The 23,396-nt window shown below is 40.5% G+C and carries 26 protein-coding genes; 8 read left to right on the top strand and 18 right to left on the bottom strand.

Annotated features, from left to right (window positions below):
- Positions 1–283: 283 nt before the first annotated feature.
- The 6 genes from MHI53_RS10350 to MHI53_RS10325 form a co-directional block, all read right to left on the bottom strand.
- Positions 284–601, bottom strand: a complete 318-nt coding sequence (locus tag MHI53_RS10350; protein ID WP_340373403.1) for a putative quinol monooxygenase — start codon at positions 599–601, stop codon at positions 284–286.
- Positions 602–792: 191 nt separating this feature from the next.
- Positions 793–1,404 (bottom strand): hypothetical protein, encoded by a 612-nt coding sequence (locus MHI53_RS10345; RefSeq protein WP_340373402.1) that lies wholly within the window; start codon positions 1,402–1,404, stop codon positions 793–795.
- 283 nt (positions 1,405–1,687) lie between these two features.
- On the bottom strand, positions 1,688–1,951 hold the full coding sequence (locus MHI53_RS10340; protein WP_061141650.1) for a hypothetical protein: 264 nt from the start codon (positions 1,949–1,951) through the stop codon (positions 1,688–1,690).
- 181 nt (positions 1,952–2,132) lie between these two features.
- Positions 2,133–3,848, bottom strand: a complete 1,716-nt coding sequence (locus MHI53_RS10335) for a GMC family oxidoreductase (protein WP_340373401.1) — start codon at positions 3,846–3,848, stop codon at positions 2,133–2,135.
- Positions 3,849–3,869: 21 nt separating this feature from the next.
- Positions 3,870–4,631 (bottom strand): gluconate 2-dehydrogenase subunit 3 family protein, encoded by a 762-nt coding sequence (locus MHI53_RS10330; protein WP_340373400.1) that lies wholly within the window; start codon positions 4,629–4,631, stop codon positions 3,870–3,872.
- Between the two features lie 279 nt (positions 4,632–4,910).
- Positions 4,911–5,120 carry a twin-arginine translocase TatA/TatE family subunit gene (locus tag MHI53_RS10325; protein ID WP_061141653.1) on the bottom strand — a complete coding sequence of 70 codons (210 nt, stop codon included), beginning with the start codon at positions 5,118–5,120 and terminating at the stop codon, positions 4,911–4,913.
- Between the two features lie 385 nt (positions 5,121–5,505).
- Here MHI53_RS10325 and MHI53_RS10320 point away from each other — a divergent pair, with 385 nt between their 5' ends.
- Positions 5,506–5,853 carry a cytochrome c gene (locus MHI53_RS10320; protein WP_081092365.1) on the top strand — a complete coding sequence of 116 codons (348 nt, stop codon included), beginning with the start codon at positions 5,506–5,508 and terminating at the stop codon, positions 5,851–5,853.
- 729 nt (positions 5,854–6,582) lie between these two features.
- Here MHI53_RS10320 and MHI53_RS10315 read toward each other — a convergent pair.
- The gene (locus MHI53_RS10315; RefSeq protein ID WP_340373399.1) at positions 6,583–7,434 is read right to left on the bottom strand and encodes an aldo/keto reductase; all 852 of its coding nucleotides are present in this window, start codon (positions 7,432–7,434) and stop codon (positions 6,583–6,585) included.
- A gap of 736 nt (positions 7,435–8,170) precedes the next feature.
- On the opposite strand from MHI53_RS10315, the gene MHI53_RS10310 reads away from it, so the two are divergent.
- Positions 8,171–9,088, top strand: a complete 918-nt coding sequence (locus MHI53_RS10310; protein WP_340373398.1) for an AraC family transcriptional regulator — start codon at positions 8,171–8,173, stop codon at positions 9,086–9,088.
- 686 nt (positions 9,089–9,774) lie between these two features.
- On the opposite strand, the gene MHI53_RS10305 is transcribed toward MHI53_RS10310, so the two are convergent.
- The 3 genes from MHI53_RS10305 to MHI53_RS10295 form a co-directional block, all read right to left on the bottom strand.
- Positions 9,775–10,077, bottom strand: coding sequence for a hypothetical protein (locus MHI53_RS10305; RefSeq protein WP_061141659.1), 303 nt, complete (start codon positions 10,075–10,077; stop codon positions 9,775–9,777).
- A 112-nt stretch (positions 10,078–10,189) separates the two neighbouring features.
- Entirely contained in the window at positions 10,190–11,440 is a 1,251-nt protein-coding gene (locus tag MHI53_RS10300) for an ABC transporter permease (RefSeq protein ID WP_340373397.1), read from the bottom strand.
- Positions 11,433–12,332 (bottom strand): ABC transporter ATP-binding protein, encoded by a 900-nt coding sequence (locus MHI53_RS10295; RefSeq protein WP_340373396.1) that lies wholly within the window; start codon positions 12,330–12,332, stop codon positions 11,433–11,435. The genes MHI53_RS10300 and MHI53_RS10295 overlap by 8 nt, the downstream gene beginning before the upstream one ends.
- 452 nt (positions 12,333–12,784) lie before the next feature.
- On the opposite strand from MHI53_RS10295, the gene MHI53_RS10290 reads away from it, so the two are divergent.
- From MHI53_RS10290 to MHI53_RS10270, 5 genes are all read left to right on the top strand, one after another.
- Positions 12,785–14,521, top strand: coding sequence for a HAMP domain-containing methyl-accepting chemotaxis protein (locus tag MHI53_RS10290; protein WP_340373395.1), 1,737 nt, complete (start codon positions 12,785–12,787; stop codon positions 14,519–14,521).
- A gap of 267 nt (positions 14,522–14,788) precedes the next feature.
- Complete coding sequence (locus MHI53_RS10285; RefSeq protein WP_061141841.1) at positions 14,789–15,175, top strand: MarR family transcriptional regulator; 387 nt, start codon at positions 14,789–14,791, stop codon at positions 15,173–15,175.
- 45 nt (positions 15,176–15,220) lie between these two features.
- Entirely contained in the window at positions 15,221–15,859 is a 639-nt protein-coding gene (locus MHI53_RS10280) for a nitroreductase family protein (RefSeq protein WP_340373394.1), read from the top strand.
- 48 nt (positions 15,860–15,907) lie between these two features.
- A complete protein-coding gene (locus MHI53_RS10275; protein WP_061141664.1) occupies positions 15,908–16,201 on the top strand; it encodes a putative quinol monooxygenase in 294 nt (97 codons plus the stop codon).
- Positions 16,202–16,433: 232 nt separating this feature from the next.
- Positions 16,434–17,108, top strand: coding sequence for a hypothetical protein (locus MHI53_RS10270; protein WP_340373393.1), 675 nt, complete (start codon positions 16,434–16,436; stop codon positions 17,106–17,108).
- An 84-nt stretch (positions 17,109–17,192) separates the two neighbouring features.
- Here MHI53_RS10270 and MHI53_RS10265 read toward each other — a convergent pair whose 3' ends face one another.
- Positions 17,193–17,777 carry a LysE family transporter gene (locus MHI53_RS10265; RefSeq protein ID WP_061141666.1) on the bottom strand — a complete coding sequence of 195 codons (585 nt, stop codon included), beginning with the start codon at positions 17,775–17,777 and terminating at the stop codon, positions 17,193–17,195.
- Between the two features lie 110 nt (positions 17,778–17,887).
- On the opposite strand from MHI53_RS10265, the gene MHI53_RS10260 reads away from it, so the two are divergent.
- The gene (locus tag MHI53_RS10260) at positions 17,888–18,442 is read left to right on the top strand and encodes an XRE family transcriptional regulator (protein ID WP_061141667.1); all 555 of its coding nucleotides are present in this window, start codon (positions 17,888–17,890) and stop codon (positions 18,440–18,442) included.
- 169 nt (positions 18,443–18,611) lie between these two features.
- Here the strand turns inward: MHI53_RS10260 and MHI53_RS10255 are convergent, their stop codons facing one another.
- The 7 genes from MHI53_RS10255 to MHI53_RS10225 form a co-directional block, all read right to left on the bottom strand.
- Positions 18,612–19,391 carry a sulfite exporter TauE/SafE family protein gene (locus tag MHI53_RS10255; protein ID WP_340373392.1) on the bottom strand — a complete coding sequence of 260 codons (780 nt, stop codon included), beginning with the start codon at positions 19,389–19,391 and terminating at the stop codon, positions 18,612–18,614.
- Positions 19,392–19,443: 52 nt separating this feature from the next.
- A complete protein-coding gene (locus tag MHI53_RS10250) occupies positions 19,444–19,671 on the bottom strand; it encodes a sulfurtransferase TusA family protein (RefSeq protein WP_340373391.1) in 228 nt (75 codons plus the stop codon).
- Between the two features lie 34 nt (positions 19,672–19,705).
- Positions 19,706–20,833, bottom strand: coding sequence for an MBL fold metallo-hydrolase (locus MHI53_RS10245; RefSeq protein ID WP_340373390.1), 1,128 nt, complete (start codon positions 20,831–20,833; stop codon positions 19,706–19,708).
- 136 nt (positions 20,834–20,969) lie between these two features.
- Positions 20,970–21,542, bottom strand: a complete 573-nt coding sequence (locus MHI53_RS10240; RefSeq protein WP_340373389.1) for a sulfurtransferase TusA family protein — start codon at positions 21,540–21,542, stop codon at positions 20,970–20,972.
- 54 nt (positions 21,543–21,596) lie between these two features.
- Positions 21,597–21,893, bottom strand: a complete 297-nt coding sequence (locus tag MHI53_RS10235) for a rhodanese-like domain-containing protein (RefSeq protein ID WP_061141671.1) — start codon at positions 21,891–21,893, stop codon at positions 21,597–21,599.
- A gap of 153 nt (positions 21,894–22,046) precedes the next feature.
- On the bottom strand, positions 22,047–22,526 hold the full coding sequence (locus MHI53_RS10230; RefSeq protein WP_061141672.1) for a DsrE/DsrF/DrsH-like family protein: 480 nt from the start codon (positions 22,524–22,526) through the stop codon (positions 22,047–22,049).
- Positions 22,527–22,852: 326 nt separating this feature from the next.
- Positions 22,853–23,386, bottom strand: a complete 534-nt coding sequence (locus MHI53_RS10225) for a hypothetical protein (protein ID WP_340373388.1) — start codon at positions 23,384–23,386, stop codon at positions 22,853–22,855.
- Between the last annotated feature and the right edge of the window lie 10 nt (positions 23,387–23,396).

The raw sequence follows: 23,396 nt of genomic DNA, 5'->3' as shown, positions 1-23,396 counted from the left end.
CATTTTTATGTTTATCTTCCGTTTAAATCTTTAAGCAGTTTTTTGATTTCGTTAAGTTCGGACCTTAAAGCCTTACCTTCTTTTGATTGGTTAATCCCCATACTAATGACTTTTTGAACAATAAAAAATATAATGACCAAGCCAACAAAGCTGTAAAATGGAAAGTATGATACCCACAATTTTGCTGTATCTGGTAACTCGTATTAATGGTAAAGATTTATTCTTGTATCCTGCCCGGTTCATTTATTAACGGGATTGTACCCTTGAATCCTTGAATCGTGAATCAAGCATCGTGTGAAATGCCCTTCCCTCCCCTTGTCTGTAAGGTGCCGATTCTCTCCATTCCAGTAATGATTGGCTTTGCACGCTTTATTAAGGTTTGTGTTGCTTCAAGTGTAAGTGACGCTTGATGGGCAGTTTCATTACTCCATACTTCATAAACATAAACAGTATTTGGTTCGGTTTCAGAAATATTCACAAGATATATCTCGCACTCATTTACATTCTCCATTGATTCCGCTGCTTCCAACAAGATTTCCACCATTGTGTCACGTTCGCCTTCTTGTACACTGAACTTGCCAAACAAACTGAATTTACTCATAGTGTCCTCCTTATATTTGTCTTCTTGTTCATTAGTTCTACAGCAACACATGATTATCCTACCATTCCCATAATGAACGTTCATAGGAACCTCATCCGCTAGCCCGCTTCCTCAGTGGTATCAGAGAAACGTGCACCTTCGATTCGATACGGCTTACCTTCATAAGTATATGTACATACAATATATCTGTTTTATTTTTTTTCAATTTTCATTTTAAGCAAAAAGACAATTTTATCATCACTTATCATCTTCTTCACTTCATTTTCGTCTAGTAAATTGTATGTCCTTATCGAGTTTCCATCAGATTCTCTATAAGCACCTAATACATAGGTTTCGCCCAATTTTAATGTCATTTTATCTTCCCCTACAGCATAATCCCATCCTGTAAAAACATGATCAGAATGGATTTTGTCTATATTTTGTGGCGGTGCAGTTACATGGGGTGCGTAAAGAAAAACTAAACGCGAATCATTCGTATTTATCATTCCAAATCCTACATTTCCTTCCTCCACTTTGTTGGGGCTATTCCCATAGGATAGTTTAGCTAACGGTTGAGGCTCTTTCTTTCCATCTTTGTAACGTTCCATCCACACATTTACCCACGTTTTATCTGCTTCATTTAATTTGAAATCAAAATCATACAATTCCCCTACATTTAATTTTTTAAAAGTATTCGTATATTCAGAATCGGAATTAACCGAAATGGATGCTATGCTGTCTTTGTTAGCTTGACCAGTGCACCCAGAAATGATCATCAAAGATACTATTAATATAAAGCATATATTGTAATGATTAGTTTTCAAAAGATCTTTCCGCCGTGTATGTATGTTTTTTTTTCATATTCATACATTCTACCAAATTCACCCAATGATTTGTTAAACGATCCTGCCCCTTATTCCCCAAAAATAAAATAAATAAAATAAGCTCGGAACTTCCAAGCTTTTTTTATATGATTCATTTTCATTCTTCCGCTAAAAGTCCATAAATAACGAGGTCTACATAATGATAATAAAGCCAATCATCTTTTTCCTTCTTTTGCAAAGTATCATCAAAAGATTTTAGCTGATTTTTTTCTCTGGTCAAGCTTTATAAGTCACCTCTTGATTTGTTAAATTCAAGATTATCGCCCTTTTCCATTTGCTTGTCTGTTTGATCTGGGTTTTCATCATGCTTGAATGATCGATTTTCTGCATCATTATTATCCGTTGGATTCGTGTCGCTTTCATAGCGGACGGGACGGTAATCTACGTCCTCTCGATCATTAAAGTCCTTATTACCGGCATTACAAGCTGTTAGAAAGCTTACAGAAAGGATAGAGGATAAAATTGTGATCTTCCATTTGCCTCTCATTTTTCAAACCTCCGCATTTACGTTTTTGGTATGTTGTTTAATATGTCCATTAAACAAGGCAATTAGACTGGAATGAGACATGCAATAGTTGTTGCTTTGAATAAAATTCACCAAAAAACAGGACCAATCCCCAATTTTTTTGGGAACAGATCCTGTTTATGTACGGTCAAAGGAAGAGCTTTTAGACGAGAGAGCCGCCTTTTTTAAGGTATTTCACGATTCCTTCAGCCGCTCGATATGAAAAGGCTCCTAGTGTACCAGTCGGGTTAAACGAGCTGTTATGTGGAAATGCCGAAGAGCCGGCAACAAATACATTTTCAGCATCCCACATTTGCAGGTATGTGTTAACGGCTGAATCGTTGGGATCGGTCCCCATGATGACTCCGCCTGTGTTATGCGTATTCGTATCTGTGTTTACGTTAAAATCCGCTTGTTCAGCGACCGTATCAATATGGTCCGGACCCATTTTTTTAGCAATCGACCTTGTTACTTTCGCCATGTATTTAACTAACTCGCGATCTTGGGCGGTATAGTCATACGTCATCCGCAATAAGGGCATACCGTAAACATCTTTGTAAGTGGGATCCAAATCAAGGTAATTTTGTGTATGTGGCATACTGGCTCCTTGAGATTTGACTTGCAGGATGCTATTGGCATATTTGATTGATTGCTTCTTGAATTCAGCACCCCAAGAAGGTGTTCCGATTGGTGAGTTATTATTCGCTATCGGCCTGTTACCATACTGGGTTGTCCGAATTCCTGCTCCATGAAGGAAGTTTACATCCGAATGGTCAAAATTATCACCTGCGAAATCCGGGATTTCTATACCTAAAGCTCCTGCACCACCATATATATTGAACTCACGATCATTATAATAAAGGCTTGAATATCCTGAACTTACTTGGTAACAATAGTTCTTGCCGATTACACCGTTTTTCGTTTTTGGATCATAAGGTGTTCCGAGCTTGGAATTAAGCAAAAGCCTGACATTATTAAATACATAACTCGCTAATACCACTACTTCTGCCGGCTGCTCGAATTCTTCGCCAGTGAAGGTATCCACATAAATAACACCTGTCGCTTTCCGTCCGTCATTTACAATACGGGTGACGTTTGAATAGGTGCGCAGGTCAAGGTTACCCGTTTCTTTTGCAACGGGAATGACCGTAACGACCGGATCTGCTTTTGCCCCGTACTCACACCCGAAGTTTTCACAATACGCACAATATTGACAGGCTGAACGGGAAATGCCATCCGGGTTTTTGTAATTCTCTGATAGATTTGCAGAAGGAATCATATATGGTTTGTAGCCCAGCTTCTTCGCTGCTTGTTCAAATTCCGCCAAAACAGGTGTTTTTACCATCGGACCTGTTGGATAGGGATTGGAACGTTTTCCATATAGTTCAACGGTTTCACCGGAAATGCCTGCCATTTTTTCAAAGGTATCATAATATGGTTCCATTTCGTCATATGTAATGCCCCAGTCCTGAATGGGATAGTCTGATTTAATTTTATTTTTGCCATACCTTTTTTCAGTTAGCGACCTAATTTCAAAATCATAAGGAAGGAAACGGTAGGTTTGCCCATTCCAGTGACTTCCAGCCCCCCCAAGACCTTCACCTACGATAAATGTTCCATAACTTCGCATAGGGAGCGCTCTCATCTTCAGATTATTGCGGTGGGTAATCGTCTCTTTTGACAGATCTTGCATCAATTCTTCACGGTGTTGGAATCGCAATTCGTCATGCACCATTGAATAATCGCTCATATCCCGTTCTTTCCCGCGTTCAAGTCCAACAACCTTAATTCCCGCTTTCGTTAATTCCGAGGCGATGATACCCCCAGCCCATCCCATACCGACAATGACGACGGGTACCTTTGATAGTTTTTTTGCCATATGTTTCAGCCCTTTCCAAGATTAATGCTTCATATGACTCTGAAGGCTATTTGGATCTAGCTTTACAAATTCCTTGCTTTGGATTTCCTTTGTATACCCCATTCGAGAACCAGGGTATTTCCGCATCTGCCAACCAAGCATCTCCTTATTTCCTCCGTACAATGGATCGGCATAAACCCCTTCAATAGTCAGAGTTCTTAACAATTGGAAAAATGCCGATGAAGATACGCCAGAAAGTGAACTCGCTTCGCCTTTCTCAAATGCAGCCAAAACTTCATCCTGTCCAGTAGCGTCCAAATCCGTAAATTTCTTTTGATAGTTTTTGTTACTATAGGCATTCAATTCTTTTAAGCCTAGCCTGAACAAGTCCTTTCGGTAAAGTTTGACCTGTTCACCTTGTGTTGGCCCTGGCTTATAATAGGGTCCAAGCTTATAATCTTTTTCATTTACGCCCCATCCACTGTTAAGTTGATGGTCAATGTATATCGCCGCATTTAATTCAAGCGCCCCTGGTCCCGTTTCGTCCTTTGGGAAAATGCGCTCAGCTGCTGCCGCTGTCGTCTGATATTCTTCTGGATAAAAAAACATCAAGGCTTCATTCGGATTATTGCCTTGAGTTTGATTCTTTTGTTCTGTTTTAACACCGCCATCAGAATTCCCATCAAATATGCTTCCCACGGCGCCCCCTAAAATGAGGCCACCGACCGCTAATCCGGAATTCTTTAAAAAGGTACGTCTGGTACTGCCCCGTTTTTCAATTTGACTTTTCTCATTGTCCGACATAAAAAAACTCCTATCTGAATATAAGGTTTGAATCACCTTATCTTATAGATGATGATTGATTTAGTAACACTCCATCCATAAAGGATGAGCGGTGGGATAATCTGAAGGAGTGATGATAATAGGCACGACTATCAAGGAAAAAAGATCCTTTGCTCTCGCCTTGCCAATTTCATTGGATCGAGAATTCCCATCCTTGTCAAAGACAGCACTATCCCCCTGACTAGCGGACCTACTATCCGTCCAGGACAATGACCAGCAGTATATTAAGAATGACCTGATTTATCCCTTCTTCTTTTCATCAATCGGAGGTTCAGGAGGTTTTTCTTCCGATTTATCGGCATCGGATATCAATCCACTTGTTGCGCTCTTGAATTCCGAGAAAGTCCGTCCAAATGCCCTTCCAATTTCAGGTAGTTTTTTCGGACCGAAAATCACCAGTGCGATGATAAGCATGACAACCAAGCCTGGAATCCCAATATTTTGAAACATCCTCAACCCTCCCTTATAAGCATCAGCAGCATTTCCTGGTAAATTCATTATGTAGCCTTACCGGAGAACGATAACGTTCCCACCTCCGCAATAAACGGATGGTAAGGAGAGTGTCTTATTATCCTTTATACATATATTCACAGAACGGCTCATTTTTATACCTATAATTACCAATTAGAATGATAGTAACTAGATTTATAAGAATAAATCCTGCCCATTAGAAAAATCGAGTCATACAATAATATTTTTTGGGGAAAGATAGGAATAATAAAATAGGAACCATGGATGTTCAAGTTAAATACAGCCCAAAAATGAATTCTATGAGAATGAAGAAAATCATATTTCATACGTTTTTAACGCTACATACTTTAATAGGGAGGTATTTATGAAAAAAATTTGGCTTACCTCTGGAGTCAGTGTTGTTCTTGCAGGATGTTTCGTGTTTTTACTATTTTTTTACAAAGGACAGCAACCTTCACCATCACCAAGTCCAGATGGGGGCACACAGGGTACTTCGGCTGGTGCAGAAGAGATTGTAAATAATAGCTGTATATCATGTCACGGCGAAAATCTACAAGGAGGAGCGGGTCCAGCTATAAATAAAGTTGGTGCAAAATATGACAAAAGTGAAATAGAAGATATTATCAATAATGGTAAAAACGGCATGCCGGCTGGGGTTATTTCCAACGAAGAAGCTGCAATCGTGGCAGAGTGGCTGTCAAAGAAAAAATGAAGAGAATAGAATATAAAAAAACCATAATAGCCGATTCCATGAAACATGAATTAAACGGTTATATGTTTTATATTCAGAAAAATGAAGACCAATTCAAAACGATGGACCACACCAGGGTGTTCAATAATAAGCCGATAATAAAAAGAGGCCATTGGTGCTTCTTTTTTTCCCAACAGAAAATTATGATAGCAAGACCTAATGAAATTCCGATGAAGGCAAGCCATGGAAAAGTATCGGTGAACTTCGAAAGAAAAATTGCAAGGCAGGCTGTAAATAATAATGACATAAGATACTCGGTAAATAATGATAATTCGCCTTTAACATGTTCGCTCATTTCTTCCTCCTTAAAAACCATCTTGTCTTCATATAGTACTTCATGCGGATTTTTTTATGCAAAATAGGAATTGGAGGTAATTACTAATAATCACATGTTTAAATCGGGTGCCGTTAGTTCATTATTTCTTAATATGAGGAGGCTTTCCCGCTTGTACTTTTGGGGTAATATAAAAAAGATTAACAAAAAACCCCCTCTCACTCGAGAAGGGCTTTTATTGATCTTCTGCAATATCATCGTATCGAATTTCCAGGACTAATTCGGAAGCGCATGTATGAACAAACAGTATCCTATATCCTTCAATATGCATTATGGCCCTCTTTTTTACTTAAAAACCAAACATCTTTATTGTTTCTATTCGATCTAGCTACGAGTGTTCCGGTTGATATCAAAATTTATATATCAAGTTTACGGGAACTGAGTGATTTTACCATTTCAGGATCTCTATGTGAGAAGAACAAGCTCTCATTCGTATCTAACGTCGCAATCTTTTCCATATCCCCTTGGCTTAATTCAAAGTCAAAGATAGTAAAGTTCTCAAGGATTCTTTCTTTGCGAACAGACTTAGGAATCACCACGACGCCTCTCTGTGTCAGCCAACGTAAAATTACTTGAGCAACAGATTTATTATGCGTTTGAGCAATGGATACCAACACTTCATTTTGGAAGATGTCATTTTTACCTTCTGCAAAAGGCGCCCAGGATTCGATTTGAACCCTATTTTCTTCCATAAGTTTAGCGCTTTCTATTTGCTGGCAGAAAGGATTGGTTTCAACCTGGTTTACAGCCGGGACCACTTCATTATGTGTAATTAAATCGACTAGACGGTCTGAGTAGAAGTTACTAACACCGATTGCCTTGATTTTTCCCTCACGATACAATTGCTCCATCGCACGCCAAGAGCCATAGACATCACCAAATGGCTGATGAATTAAATACAAATCCAGATAATCCAATTGCAATCTTTCCAGTGAGTTTGCGAATGCTTTCTTTGTATTCTCGTAACCAGCATCTTGAACCCAGAGTTTTGTCGTAATGAATAGCTCCTCTCTTGGAACGCCGCTTCGTTTGATGGCCGAGCCGACCTCCTTTTCATTTAAATAAGACGCAGCCGTGTCAATCAAGCGATATCCTGCCATAAGGGCATCATATACGGCTTGTTCACATTCCTTTGGATCGGTCATTTGAAAAACACCAAAACCTAGTATAGGCATCTCAACACCATTGTTTAACATTACTTTTTGCATATTATATCCTCCTGTTTTTCATAGTAAATGTCAGTTATTTATCTTCTCTCCTTTGGTGCTATCCGAACTCAATCCGTTCAATCCCCAAGCGCTCACCGAAATGGATACAATTCATTTATCTTGCGAGTAATTAAGGTCATTACTCTTCCCCCTGCTTCATTATTCCACATCAGTTCGACCACCTGATTTGCTTGATGCTACTCCGGCTAGAAGCGAGGTGGAAATACCGTCAAAGGCAGAGCTAATAAATGCGGCATGATCATCCATCTTCGATATGTTTTTATATCAGTTTATCTCTGTCTTTAAAATCCCAGCAAATAAAACTTCGCAGCTATCATCAATGATAGTTAAAAGCTAATGACCGCTTTTGCATAAAGAATGATAGAATAATCCGTTTTATTAAGCAATTCATTTGTTAGGCTACGGGCTATTTGATCATTAGCGCCTAAAATTAAAATTTTCATAACACCGCTCCTCGTATGATAGATCTTGTTCCTTGAAAATACCGTAGCCGAGTATGCTTTAGCGGTTAACCATCTCCCCCTTCTTTGCATTCTTATCGCTTTAAATGGTTATATTACTTACCTGCATCCTTATTATGCAACAGCTGAAAAAGCAACCGGTATCCCATTCGACTCAAATGATTGCCTAATCCTCTCAGTTACACTTACATCACAGGAAGATATGCCTTATAATTGCTATCAGATCATAGAGGAACAAGGAGGACCTTATTATTATGTCCGAACAAATTTATCAAGGGCAGGGTAAACTTGCTAAACTGATTGAGAGCCATTCAGGTCGGGATGGTACCCACTCAACTGCTATTCCTTCTTTATTTTTCAGTCGTCAATCCACTGCCATCGGACCGAATTATGGAGTTTACAATCCTTCCCTATGCATTATCGTCCAAGGTAAGAAGGTGGTATCACTGGCCCAGGATCGCTATACATACAGTTCTGCCGATTACCTTGTTGCATCTGTTGATTTGCCGGTTACCGCACAAGTTATAGAAGCCTCCCCCGATGCTCCTTATCTGGCTTTCAAACTTGAATTTACACCAAGTCAAATCTTAGCCGTATTAGGGAATGCTGAATTTCAGGCTGATCCGAAAAAAAGTGCCAATAGGGCAATGTTTGTCAGCCCTTTAGACTCGACCATGTTGGATGCTGTGCTTAGATTAGTTTGTTTGCTGGATAACCCTAAGGATATTCCAGTGCTTGCGCCTTTGTTCAAGCAGGAAATTCTCTATAGGGTTCTTCAAGGTCCACATGGAGCGACACTAGGGCAGATGGCAATGGAAGGAAGCTCTACCTATCGAATTAGAGACGCAATCGAACATATCATGCATCACTATAAACAGTCTTTTCGAATTGAGGATCTTGCAGATATAGCAAGCATGAGCGTATCCTCGCTCCATAGACACTTTAAAGAAGTCACGGCGATGAGTCCGATCCAGTTCCAAAAACAACTAAGACTGCAGGAAGCCAGGCACTTGTTATTATCCGAATCGACAGACGCAGCTGATGTTGCTTTTCGGGTGGGATATGAAAGCCCATCGCAATTCAGCCGTGAATATTCCAGGATGTTTGGATTTCCGCCTAGAGAAGATATTAAGCGTCTGAAAGAGAAGAATAATCAAAAAATAAACGCATAATGTCCCTTGCTCAACATTATAACCGGAACTCGAGTAATAAAAAGCCTTACTATCCGCTTTCCCTAGTAAGGCTTTTCATGTTATCTTCTCAAAGAATTTCTCCATATTCAGCTGGTGGCCATTCTCTAATAAATTCGAGTTAGATTGATTACGGATAAATCTAATGGAGGATCGTATAAAAATAAAGGCGGGCTCTCTAACTAGCGAAACTTGGCCAATCAGATAAAGTGTCAGCCAATTCAACATATCGGCAAACATAAAATGGGTATTAGAAGGTATAAGCGTACAGCACATTTCATTAAAGGTAAGGACCTGCAGGGGCACACCCTTATATAACGTTACTGCCCTGCAGCGGTACCATTTCATCATTCCGAGCTTTTTTTATTCTTAAAGCTCCTGATTAAAGAAATCCGTTAATTTAGGTACAGCTAACCCTACATATTCCGGGATATCATACAGTGCACTATGCGTTGCACCATCAACTCAGAACAATTCCTATGGTCGGAGGCATTTATTTAAAAAAACAAAGCCAATACCGACTGATAAAAAAATCTTTGGAATATGTCGAAATATGACTAAGGTCCTTTTCCTTCATCTTTCCTATATTATTGCTTTCACAAATATAAAAATGCAGGGACTGCAATTTTCATGTAGTCCCTGCATGAATCATTTCCTAAAAGCGCTGATCACGGTTCTTTCGGAATATCATGATCCGCTTTCTTTTTTACTACTAGAAGAATGATTGCAATGATAAACGCTATGGCGCTATATAACCAGGTAAACATAAAAGCAAGGCCCAGCCCTATATTTGCATCTGCATAATTGCTGTTCATATCGTCTATGACAAAATATAAAAGCGGCGCTCCTCCGATGATGCTGAGTACAATTATCAAGGTCTTTTTGGATTTCCCGGTAGATACATACATAATGAAGAAGGATAGCAAAAGAAAAGCTTCTGAAGCGATTGCCAAAGGTATCGGATTGTTCATCTAATATACACTTCCAATCATGGTTGCCTTAACATTCGTTAGCTTTTTATGAATGCGCCATTTATTTAAAGCCTGGATTTTTCCGAAGGAAATGGAAAGTCCAGGCTTGCTGCTAATTTTTCTTTGATAATTGCAGGGCATTCTTGATGCTTTTCAGGGATTTTGAGCTTCCGTACATCAAGACGCCACCACGATAGATTTTTGCCCCGATGATACCTAGCAAAACAATGGTGATGATCATCACGGCGATGCTGAGGGCAATTTCCCAGAATGGTACATCGAGCATGCCTACACGCAGAAACATGATCATTGGGGTGAAAAATGGAATGAATGATGTAAAGGTGATATAACTTGCCGATGGATTTCCGAGCCCGAACATCGCAATCAAAAAGGCAATGACAACTAACATGGTCATCGGTGAAATCATTTGTTGAACATCTTCTATTTTGCTGACGACCGATCCTAGACAGGCCGCAAGCGTCGCGTATAGGAGGTAGCCGAGCAAAGCGAAGATGATTGCATAAATGATGGTTGAAATTTTCGTGTTACCAAAACCAAGAAAGGAAAAGAATCCTTCATCCATACTTGCCAAGTTTTGTTTGATCGATACATAACCGACGCCAAAAAATAAAATCATTTGGGTAAGGCTAAGCAATGCGATGCCCATGATTTTGGCAAACATCTGCGTCACTGGCGGGACACTTGAAATCAGGATTTCCATGACTCGTGATGTTTTTTCAGTGGCCACTTCCATTGCTATCATCGTTGCATACATCAGTACACCGAAATAAATGACGAACAAGAGCACATAAACAAGACCGCGGGCTTGATCTAGGTCTTCTTCGGTTTTTGCATTTTCCTGAAGCGCAATCGTTTCAAAAGCAGGCGGTGTATTCAATTGGCTGATTTGCTGATCTGTCAATTTCAAATCATCCGCAGTTATTTGGCTTTTCAGCTGGGTAAGTGCCAGAAGCAAATCATTGCTTACCTTTGAATCTGAAATTTGATTCGCTTTATATGTCCCCCTGAAGCCGAGGCGATCTTCCTTCTCGATTAAAAGATAGCCTATAATTTCATCTGCACTTACCAGCTTCTCCGCTTCCTTTTCATTCTGGGCAGAAATGATCGAAAGGTCTTCGCTCATGCCTTTTACGGCTTTTTTATAAGGATCGAATAAGCGATCTTCAGTCTGGTCGATGACGGCCACCTTTTGCGTTTCATCATCGCCGAATGCATCAATCAGCTTGGAAATATTCGACAGGACAAGAATCAGGGCCATCATGATGATGGTGGAAATGATAAATGATTTCGTTTTTAATTTTGATAGATATGTATGAGAAAGAACAATCCAAAATTTATTCATAGACTGCACCTACTTTTTCAATGAAAATATCCGTCAGCGATGGTTCCTCCAATTCGAACTTTCGAACGAATCCTTTTGGAACAAGATCACGAATCATGTTCTCAGCAATATCTTCCCCTGTGACCTGAAGGACCTTTCCTTCCATCGTATTTTTAACTTTCGTTACGCCAGCGTAAGTATCCAAGAAAGATAAATCAAAATCAGCTTTGATTGACACATTCTTTTTACCAAAAGAACGTTTGATTTCTTTTAGTTTCCCGGCAACGACCGGAGATCCTTTATGCATGATGCAAAGATGCTCACACATCTCTTCCACATGCTCCATCCGATGGCTTGAGAATACAATCGTCGTCCCATTATCCCTCAGATCGATGACTGCCTTCTTCAATATTTCCACATTCACCGGGTCCAGTCCGCTAAACGGTTCGTCAAGGATAAGCAACTCGGGCTTATGGATCATGGATGCAATCAGCTGGATTTTTTGCTGATTTCCCTTGGAGAGCTCCTCGACCCGTTTATCGATGTATTCCGGAACCATAAAGCGATCAAGCCAATACTCCAACTCTTTCAAAGCATCACGTTTGTTCATTCCTCTCAATCTTGCCAGATAGACGATTTGATCGCGCACTTTCAGCTTTGGATATAAGCCGCGTTCCTCAGGCAGGTATCCAATTAATGAACTGGTCGTATAATCAATGTTCTTACCCTTCCAAGTCACTTCTCCTTCGGTGGGGTCAAGCAATCCCAATACCATCCGGAACGTGGTCGTTTTACCGGCTCCGTTACCTCCTAAAAAACCAAACATTTCTTTCTCGGGAATCGTTAAATCAAGCTGATTGACAGCCGTGAACTCCCCGAATTTTTTTGTAACTTCATTGATTTGCAGACTCAATGGGCAACCTCCTATAATATGACTCTCACCATTACATGTTAACGGAAATGTTTTCCAAGTTCAACCTTCTTCACAAGTCCGATACCTTCTTTTCCCCTTTGATTATATGCAAAGTCATACAAACAATGTCTCGTTAGACTCCCGGATCATAGAGCCACCATTATCAATTTTTTTCAACCATATAGATCCATTCCGCTGATCATCAAGGATAACATGTTTTTGTTTCATGAAAGTTGTGATGTCTTGTTGCCTCATAAGTAATTTCCTTTTCTGTCGTACTGCCGAACAAAAGAATGAAAAAGGAAAAAACTGATGCCTAACTTCTGGTCATTTTTAAATTCAAGTTAATGGATAGGTAAAATATATTTGTTTTCCTATGCTCTCTTTAAATCCCTTTCATTGCTTCCGATATATACATGGATAACTTATCACTTCGAGAAGGAGTAACAAAGATGAATAAACTTAGTACGAAAATAGGTCTCGTTCTGTTAGCAGGGATGGTCATTACATTAATCGGAAGTTTACTTTTAATGTATAAGAGTACAAATGATACGGTCGAGAAAACGATAGCCATGAGCAGCTTGGACACGGCAAGCACCATCGCCCAAGGCATAAATCAAACGGATTATGCGGAGTTTCTAGGCAATCAAACAGAAACGCAAGCATATTGGAAAATCCGGGAACAGTTACATGACTATAAGCAAAAAACGGGAGCGTTATATGTATATACAATAGGGATTGACGAGAAAAGCAAAAAGGTCCATATTCTGATCGATGGAATGAGTAAGGAAGATGAAAAGGCAGCTCCCATCTTAACTACTACAACTGCCACTGCATATTCTGATGTAAAAAGCGTAATGAAGGGAAAGGTTTCTACCACTTCGATAGTTCATGATCCTGAGTACGGTGACTATTTATCCGTTTTCGTTCCAATAAAACAAGGAAATGAGGTCATTGGGATATTAGGGGTGGATATTGATGCGAGCAAAGTGGATTCTACAGCCAGCAAGGTTCTGGGAGGAATCCTTCCTCTAACGATCATCATCAATGTAATCCTGATAGCAATCGTTGTGGGAGCTTTAATATGGTACTTGACCAGAAAGTTAAAGCCACTTCAAAAGGTCAGCATGGCTGCAAAGGAAATTGCCGATGGGGATTTAATCGCAGCCAATCAACTGATTAGCCATACGAAGGTAAAGGGTAATGACGAGATCAGCACATTGGTGAAATCATTCGAAGAAATGATCAACAATACGATCATGATTGTCAACTCGATGAAAAGCTCATCACTACAGCTTTTGGCAGCATCAAGTGATATCGAACACAAAATTAGTGAAATGGACACGTCCACACAATATATCGTGAAAGGCATTCAACAAGTTGCGGGAGCTACGGAAGTGCAATTGCACAGGAGTGAAGAATCATCAAGGGTCATAGAGGAAATGACCATAGGGATTCAAAAAATTGCCGAAGCGTCGTCAGAAGTCAGCGAACAAACAAATCAGGTGTCCATCCAAATGTCCAATGGAAATAAAGATTTAAATGGACTCTCCAATCAAATCATACAAGTAAAAGATGTGATGCTGCAAGCAAGTTCAGAAATAAAGAAACTGGACGAACAAGCAAACGAAATCGTGAATATCGTCCATTTAATTACGGGGATAGCAGAGCAAACAAACTTGCTGGCACTAAATGCAGCGATTGAAAGTGCTAGGGCTGGTGAACATGGGAAAGGTTTTGCCGTCGTATCGAATGAGGTGCGAAAATTAGCGGAAGGCACCAAGGAATCTGCTACCAATATCCAAGAATCCCTGCTTCATTTTAAATCGATCATCAATAACTCAGTGGCCATGATGGAAACGGGTACGAAAGAGGTCGAAGAAGGAACGAAGGTTGTCCTGAATACAAGGGAAACATTTAATGAGACGATAAAATCTTATGAGCATGTTAGTGATCAGATTCAGGAGATATCCGCCATAACGGAGCAAATGGCTGCAGGTTCTCAGGAAATCAATGCTTCGATTGAAAATTTTGCCGCTCTAACTAAGGAAACAGCTGAGGTATCACAGCAAGTGGCACTTTCAACCGATCAGCAAGCAAAATCCATGGAAGACATCTCATTCTCGACCACTTCGATGGTAAAGCTCGCTAACGGTCTGGAAAAATCTGTCGAACAGTTTAAGGCTTAACCTATTGATCCGCCATGCTCCTATGGCATTGGAAAAGGGATTTTGCTTTTAAAGCAGAATCCCTTTTGGTCTCTGTTCATGGCTTTTTCAGATAAATACATAAGAAGGTACAATGGTAGGCAAAAATAGTTACAACATAAGTACTTGCTTTATTTTTTGGGTTATAGTATATTAATTGATGCATCAATCATTGACCTATCAATTAAGAAAAGAGGATGTTTATTGACGAATTCTTCATGTTCCAATGAATCGCTTATTTTATATAAGATGAACTGCCTTAACAAGCAGATAAGTTCAAAATTCGAGAGTTGTATGGGTATCAGTCAATCAAGACATGATATTTTATATCAGCTTTATCAAGTGAATGAAATGAGTCAAACAGCTCTTCAAAAAGAGGTCAAAATTGACGGTGCTGCGATTACCCGGCATTTAAAACAACTTGAAGCGACTGGGATGATCACAAGGCGTAAAGATCCGGATGATAATCGATTCACGCTCGTTTCCCTTTCAGATCCCGGTCGTCAACAAATCATTGCTTCCCAGGCTGAAAAGGCTCGTTTCGTCACGTTAATGCTTAAAGATTTCAATGAAACGGAACGTAAAGAGTTAACGGAAATGCTCATACGGATTCAAAATAATATAAGTGAAGTATGATGCCTGCTTCCTTACAAAAAAACGGATAAAAGGAGATTTTCATCAATGACTACTGCACAAATTACAAATGACTTCAATGAAATACTAACAGGTCGCCGCTCGATAAAAAAATATGACACGACTGTCAAAATAACCCGCGCTGAAATGGAGGAAATCCTGACATTAGCTACACTTGCCCCTTCTTCAGTAAATATGCAACCATGGCGCTTCTTGGTCATAGACAGCCCTGAGGGGAAAGCGACACTTGCCCCCCTTGCCCGCTTTAACCAAACTCAGGTCGAAACATCTTCAGCTGTAATCGCTGTTTTTGGTGATCTGAACAATTTTGAAAACGCCGAGGAAATCTACGGAAAAGCTGTCGAAATGGGACATATGCCTATGGAAGTAAAAGAAAATATCCTGACCTCGTTTGCTGGATATTACGAAAGAATCTCGACTGAAGAAATGAAAGAAGTCGTATTGGTTGATGGCGGTCTGGTGTCCATGCAACTAATGCTAGCGGCAAGAGCCTTTGGATATGATACGAATCCGATTGGCGGCTATGAAAAAGACAAAATTGCAGAAGCCTTTGGAATGGACAAAGAACGCTATGTACCAGTCATGCTTATCTCCATTGGGAAAGCAGCTGATGGCGGGCACGCATCCGTTCGCCTTCCAATTGATAAAGTCGCTCAGTGGAAGTAATGGATTGAACTTTTTTAAGATGCTTGAAAAAAGAGAGGATGAACTTACATGATTATCATTCATGCCGTATTCAATATCAACCCAGCCAAACAAGATGCATTTCTAGCTGAGATTCAACCGCTTATCGAATCATCTAGAGCGGAAAGCGGTAATGTTTCTTACAACCTTCACAAAGACACAGAGAACGACAATCAATTTACAATGGTTGAGATTTGGGAAGATAAGCAAGCTGTTGCTAGCCATAACTCAAGTGAGCACTTCACTTCATTTGTCGGGAAAGCTAAAGAATTCCTCACCGCTCCTTTGGATGTTAAAGCTTTTGAAGGGCAGCCTTTGAAATAATCCCAAAACGAATGGCCTGCTTTTCCTGATATCACGTTAATACAAAGACTGATGAACCAGCACACGCTGGATCATCAGTTTTTTTATGGATGACGGACATCCCCCTTCCCCCCTTCCTGTTCTATTATTGCTCGTTACGTTCATTTTTAAGACAGGGTATTTTCCTTTTTCCTGACAGCGGATTTCGTTATAATGAAAGAAATGAACCTAAACCAGTAAAGGGGACATATATTTGGATACCATTCTGTATTTTTGTTTTTCACTCATTTACATCATTCTTTTTCTAATGGGCATTACCCTCATGCGACGGCATGATAGCCCTTCTTCCCTTTCAAGCTCTCTCCTCTTCGTTACGCTCGCACTCTTTGTGGACAATATCATCATCGCTTCCGGGAAATTCATTAATGATGGACCTTTGCTTGAGATGCTCAATATCTCCCGTTTCTGGATTCACGGATTTATCACACCGACATTGATTCTGTTTGGTTGGGGAATGGCAAAAAGAATCGATATTCCTTTTACAAAGAAAATTGCCGTTTTCTATTTTTTCCTTTGTCTTACGGCAGGACTCATCATCTATGAATGTATTGAAAATATGCATAAAACCTTTATACCTGTCCGCGAGTATGGCGTTTTAAGATATGTTAGCGAGGGATCTTCTGGTCCGCCTTTCATGGTGCTTGTAGTAACCCTTGTACTATTGGTGATAAGCATCAACATCTTCCTGAGAACTCGTTGGATTTGGATGCTTTTAGGGGTCTTGATCATGGTAGGCGGCAGCGCCATCCCTATCCCCTTACCGAGTTCGGCACTCACGAATGCATTTGAGTTGATTTTTATATGTTTATTGTGGCTTACACACTATAAATTAACCCCTCAAAATTACAAGCCCTCGTGGCGAGGTTAACAGAGAACGAAGCAAAAAGAAGCCTTTTATATGTATAATAGGCTTCTTTACTACGTATTTCTTCCTTATATTAGATAAGGTGTTCTATCCTACAAGAATGGATATGGCACTATACACCAATAACAAGGCCATGACGATATTGAACTGACTGCTATATTTTGTGAGGAACTTTTGAAATAGTGAACCGAACACGCTCCAGCTCATCGTACTCAGGAAACCGATAAATGCAAGAAATAAGGAGAAAAATAGCAGACTGGCATTGGAAGTATGATAGGGAATGATAAAAGTTGAAACGGCCGTTATGCCATACAAGATACCTTTTGGATTGATGAACTGCAGCAGCATGCCTGACAGAAAACGGTTATTTTTATCTCCATCTTCATCCTCGCTTTTGTTTTTACTTTTGATTATTTTCGTGGCCAGATACAGCATATAGATGGCAGCAAGGACTGTCATGATAAATTCGATTTTTGGAATGAAATTTTTCAGCAGCAGATTAAAATAACTCGACAATAACATGATCACAAAGAAACCTGCTCCTACGCCTAAACAGAATTTCAGCGTCCGCTTAAAACCGTATTTGTTAGCGAATAACATCGCCATGATATTGTTGGGGCCTGGGGTGAAGCTGGTGACAAAAACATAAAGTAAAAATGTTACTAATGGCATGGGTGCGCCTCCCTTAGAGATGTATGTTATAATGTTTAAAAAGAACGATATAACGACTTACTTTTTATTGTACAATACGATCGTTATATTGTATATAAAGGAGTGCACTTATGGAGGAAATAAATCTTATACTTGCGAAAAACTTAAAAGCCTTCAGAGAAAATAAAAAGTTAAGCCTCGAAAAGGTTGCAGAGCTGACTGGTGTAAGCAAAACAATGATAGGCCAAATTGAACGAGGGGAATCGAGTCCCACGATCACAACGATCTGGAAAATTGCCAATGGTTTAAAGATTTCCTTTTCTTCGCTAATCGATCATCCCCGGCCAGATACAACGGTTGTTCTTAAAAGTGATATTCGAACATTAACTGAAGACAACGGCAAATATCTAGTTTATCCTCACTTTCCCTTCGAAGCTGATAAACGTTTTGAGGTTTATTCGATTGAGATCGAAGCAGGTGGACTTCATCGTGCCGATCCACATCAAGAAGGAACGGAAGAATTTCTGACTATTTTTGGAGGCGAGCTGACTGTCCGCCTAAATGATCATGAATACATCTTAAAAGATGGCGACTCCATCAGATTCAAGGCAGACAAGCCCCATGCTTACCTGAATACCGGCGGAACGCTGACCCGGTTAAGCATGATTTTATATTATCCAAACTAAAAAACCCCGTTTTACGAGAACGGGGTTTTCAGATTGGAGACAAACTTCATGTTAATGGGAGTGTCTCCAGTCTTCCTGGTTTGTTCAACATTGAATGCAGATGTTGAAGATTTTCCCCCATGCTTTCTAAAGGGTCATTTTTTCGACACCTGCATATCCCCAAATCATCTCAAGTCATGATTCCCAGCCAGGTTTTCACAGCTGTAGCCAAAATCAAGAGGGCCAATAGGACTTGCAGGACTTTTACATTCATTTTTTTGCCGACCATCGCCCCGATTGGAGCGGCTATCAAACTAGCTGCAACGATGATCAGTGCAGGATAAAAATCAACTTGCCCAGTCGTGATTTTCCCTGCCGTCGCACCGATTGATGAAATGAGCGTGATGGCCAGTGAAGACGCGATCGTGACCCTGGTCGGGATCCTTAACACGATAAGCATGATCGGGACTAATAGAAAACCGCCTCCTGCCCCGACTATTCCTGCCCCCAAACCAACGAGTAGAGCCAGGATGGCCGCCAGCCATTTGTTAAAGCTCACTTGTTCCTTAGTAACTTGATCCATTCTTTTTCTCGGAATGAACATCATAAAAGCAGCGATCAACGCCAAAACACCGTAGACAAAATTCACTCCGTTTTCCGACATCTCTCGTGATCCGAAACTTCCGAGCATGCTTCCGATCAACACGCTGATTCCCATATAAAGAATGAGCGTTTTATTTACATGTCCGCTTTTCCGATAGCTCCAGACCCCTCCGATGGAAGCAAACAAAACTTGCACCGCACTTATACCTGTTACATCATGTGCACTAAATGCCGCTAAACCGAAAATGGGAGGAACGAATAGAAGCAATGGGTAATTAATGATCGCACCGCCTATACCGAGCATTCCGGAAATGTATGAACCTATGAATCCAATCAGGAAGATGGTCATGATAAAAGTGATATCCATATTACTTGCCTCCCTTAAAAATAAGGGAACCTAAAAGGTTCCCTTCACTTCTTTAGCCTTTTCTGATCCAAAATTTAAGGATCTCATGATCCATCGCTGTGTCGATTAGATCATGACCGCTTGATTTTGACCAAGCCGCCAAGTCGGCTTTAGCACCTTTATCGGTTACATGTATTTCCAGCACTTGCCCCGGCAGCATTTCATTCATCGCTTTTTTCGTTTTGATGATCGGCATTGGGCAAGCAAGCCCTGTAGCATCCAATACTTTATCTGAATTCATCCCATATCTCTCCTTATTCGGGTTTCATTTATACTTAACGAACGGCACACCGATTGGGTCCGATTTCCATTTCGCGCTGTTTTTCATCATTCGGTTGGATTTTCCCCATATTGGTTTCACGAATTTCTTGATAAGCATTTGGCTGAGGCGGTAAATTCCCCGTTAACAATGCTCTGAACTCTGACTCATCTGCCATGTTCAATCCATGATTCTCAGCAAATAAATAGCCTAGCTTTTTGGCGACACTACCGTCATGATTCAATTCTTCATGAATCATGAAATGTGAAGGTAATACCAGTAACTCTTCTGATAGTTCTCGATAACGTGTATATAGGGTTTCTCTCAAATCGCCTACCCAATCCTCGGCCAAGCCTGCTAAGTCCGGTCTGCCGATGGAGTCAATGAATAAGATGTCTCCAGAAAGCAGGTATTTTTCATCGATGACGAATGATGTCGAGCCTACCGTGTGGCCTGGCGAATATACGGCTTGGATATCGATCGCCGTATGACCGATTCTAATCACCTTTCCGCTTTCCAATGGCTGGTAATCAAACGTTACTTCCGTTGCATCTTTTGTTGGCAGCCAGTAAGTTGCATTAGTCTTTTTTGCTATATTTCGGCCTCCTGAAATATGGTCAGCATGTAGATGTGTATCCAACACATGCGTGATTTTTGCACCTATGCTTTCGGCAAAATCGAGGTAAACATCGATCATTCTTGTGGAATCAATCACGGCAGCTTCGCCATTGGATACGACCATATAAGATAAACACCCTTTGCCGTGACGGACAAATTGATAAATTTCTCCGCCATCAGTCAATGTTCCGATCTTCACCCGTTCCAAGTGCTCACTCCACGCTTTCATGCCCCCCTTTAAATAAGCAACATGAAGTCCAGCTTCAGCCAGCATTTCAGCCACCATCATTGATGAGCCTTCTTTTGCGCAAACCACCAGAATGTCTTTATTTTCCGGAATCCGTTCGATGATTTTTTCCACACCATCCAACAAATCAAAGTATGGAATATTAAGGATTTCAAACCATTCCCCTTCAATTTTCCAATTGATATAGTCCGTTTCATTTCGAACATCCAAAATGAATAATTCATCTTCATTGATAACTTTCCTTGCAACCTCCGCTGCAGTCATCGATTTATAGATCATCCTTATACCCCCTATAGTATATTAATCATTAAATTTTTTCCCTCCATTAGCGTCCGGGGCGAAATCCCCATGAAAACGATTGAAACAATTGCACTCGATCATAAAGAAGAAGGCCGTTCCACAACTAAATGTTCGATTATTTTTTGATTGATGTTTGTGAAGGACCGTTCCATTGGCTCATGCCAGGTAAAACATTGATGACTTCCTTAAATCCAGCTGCCGTTAGTTTTTGTGCAGCAAGGTCACTTCGGCTGCCCGTACGGCAAATGACAAAAAGCTCAGATCCTTTATCCAGCTCCTCCAAACGGTGTTCCAAATCACCGATTGGAAAGGATATAGCCGTTGGAATATGATTGAAAGCATACTCTGCCCTTTCTCTTACATCGAGGATGATCGTGTTTTCCTTTGCTTCGATTTTTTCCAGGAGCATTTCATTTGTAATGATCTTTTCATGGATTCTTTCTTGTTGATCTTCAGCACTAGCTTTGCGAAGATAATGCTTCATAACCACTCCATCTTCCACCGTTCCCAAATATTGATGACCTAAACTTTCCGCCCAGGCCTTCAAATCGGCAGTTGATCCTTTATCAGTCGCTTGAACCTCAAGCACTTCTCCAGCTTCCAGATTGTTCATCGCTTTTTTCGTTTTGACGATGGGCATGGGACAGGCCAATCCTTTTGCATCCAGTACGGAATTCGTTGTAATCATCATTTTCCTCCTTGTTCAATTAATAGGGGGCGGGGTATATAAAAGGTCAAAAAGTCATTCTGTTGCACCCTTCCATTCATTCATGCCCCCCACCATGTTCATCACTTTATATCCATGCTGCTCTAGTAACTGTGCAGCCCTTGAACTTCTGCCCCCCGAACGGCAGACTAAGATGTACTCTTTTGATTTATCCAGGTCCTGCATGGTACATTCCACTAAAGCCAATGGGATGTTCATGGCATCGGGAATCTTCCCGCCCTTCACTTCATCCACTTCACGCACATCAATGACATGAACTGGCTTGTTCCCTTTCACTAAATCATTCACTTCATTAGGCAATATTTCTCTCATGATTTTTATCTCCTTTAATTAGCACCAGGAACTCATGCCGCTTTTATATCGATGGGTTTTCCCTTTTGTTATGCTCATATTCATCCTGAGTATGGACATCAATGAATGACTCCCTTTTTTAAACGCGTATGGAAACCGAGCATCGCACTGCCTTTAAATGAATAAGTTTACATTCCCATCCTCAGCTTCCGCTAAATAAGCAGCCACACCTGCATACTCGATACCAGCCAATAATTCCTCTTGTTGTAAACCGAGCAAGTCCATTGTCATCGTACAGGCGATTAGTTTCACCTCTTGTTCTTGAGCCAGCTCGATTAAATGCGGCAGTGACATCGCCTTATGTTTTTTCATGACATGCTTGATCATTTTAGGTCCCATTCCAACAAAATTCAATTGGGATAAGCCCATCTTATCAGCACCTCGCGGCATCATTTTGGCAAACATTTTCTCAAGCCACCCTTTTTTCACCTTCAACGGCTCGTCCTTCCTCAATGCATTCAATCCCCAGAATGTATGGAAGATGGTCACTTCATGATCGTAGGCTGCCGCACCATTTGCAATGATGTAAGCAGCCATCGCCTTATCATAATCACCACTAAATAAGATGATTGTCGTTTTTTTCTGTTCAGTCATCTCTGTTTTTTCTCCTTTTCGCTTTTTATATACCCACTGGGGTATATTTTATGCTAAAAAATATATTACGTCAACACTCAGAAGCGTAAATTTGTGTACTTTTATTCTTGCGTAAAAGCTGTTTACTCGAGAATTCGGCTTGTAATAGGGATTTTCCCTTTTTCATTTTCCATTTTCAAGGATTGATTGCTACCTAACAATCCTTCTCTATTCATCCGATCAAAAGAGAGTTAGGAAGAGGGTGAAATGCAGTGGCAATCACAAATGGACAGAAACATCCATCTCCCAAAGGTAATCACCCAATCCTTGCAAATGGTTGTGAACCTTCATATGAACCAGCGAAACACAGGGCTTTTGAGATCCATCGTGAAAAGGCCATAATCAATGACGACCATTTCTTGTTCTTCGGAAAAAGCGACATTTGCGATTCGCAAATCGATTGGAATCATGCCATACTTCAGAAATATAATTTCGAGCTTGATAAGCTTCATATAGTCAAGGACTACATGCCGCACGCTTGTGTCCATCTTCTTCATGATGATCCAGCCAGAATCATATTCACTAACCGGACAAATATACTTTCTAACTTCCTCCCTGCAATTATTATAGATGTGTGCTTCATTTGCGTTGGCCACCATACCTACCTCGGACAGGGCAACTTTTAATATATAGCCATTATCCAGATCATAAACGATTCGATTATAGCCATGCCCGATCATTTCATATTGAAGGTTCAGCGTTTTTGTAGCGGAAGTCATTCTTTGTGTTGTCGTTTCAAAAAAATGGTGCTTCCCCATTTTTGCTACCCATGAGTCAATGGCTTGTATCTCTTCAGGTCGCAACATGGAACCTTTATTCATTTGTAGGCCT

Source organism: Peribacillus sp. FSL E2-0218 (assembly GCF_037992945.1).
GTDB lineage: Bacteria > Bacillota > Bacilli > Bacillales > DSM-1321 > Peribacillus > Peribacillus simplex_B.
This window is presented reverse-complemented; position numbering and strand designations above follow the sequence as displayed.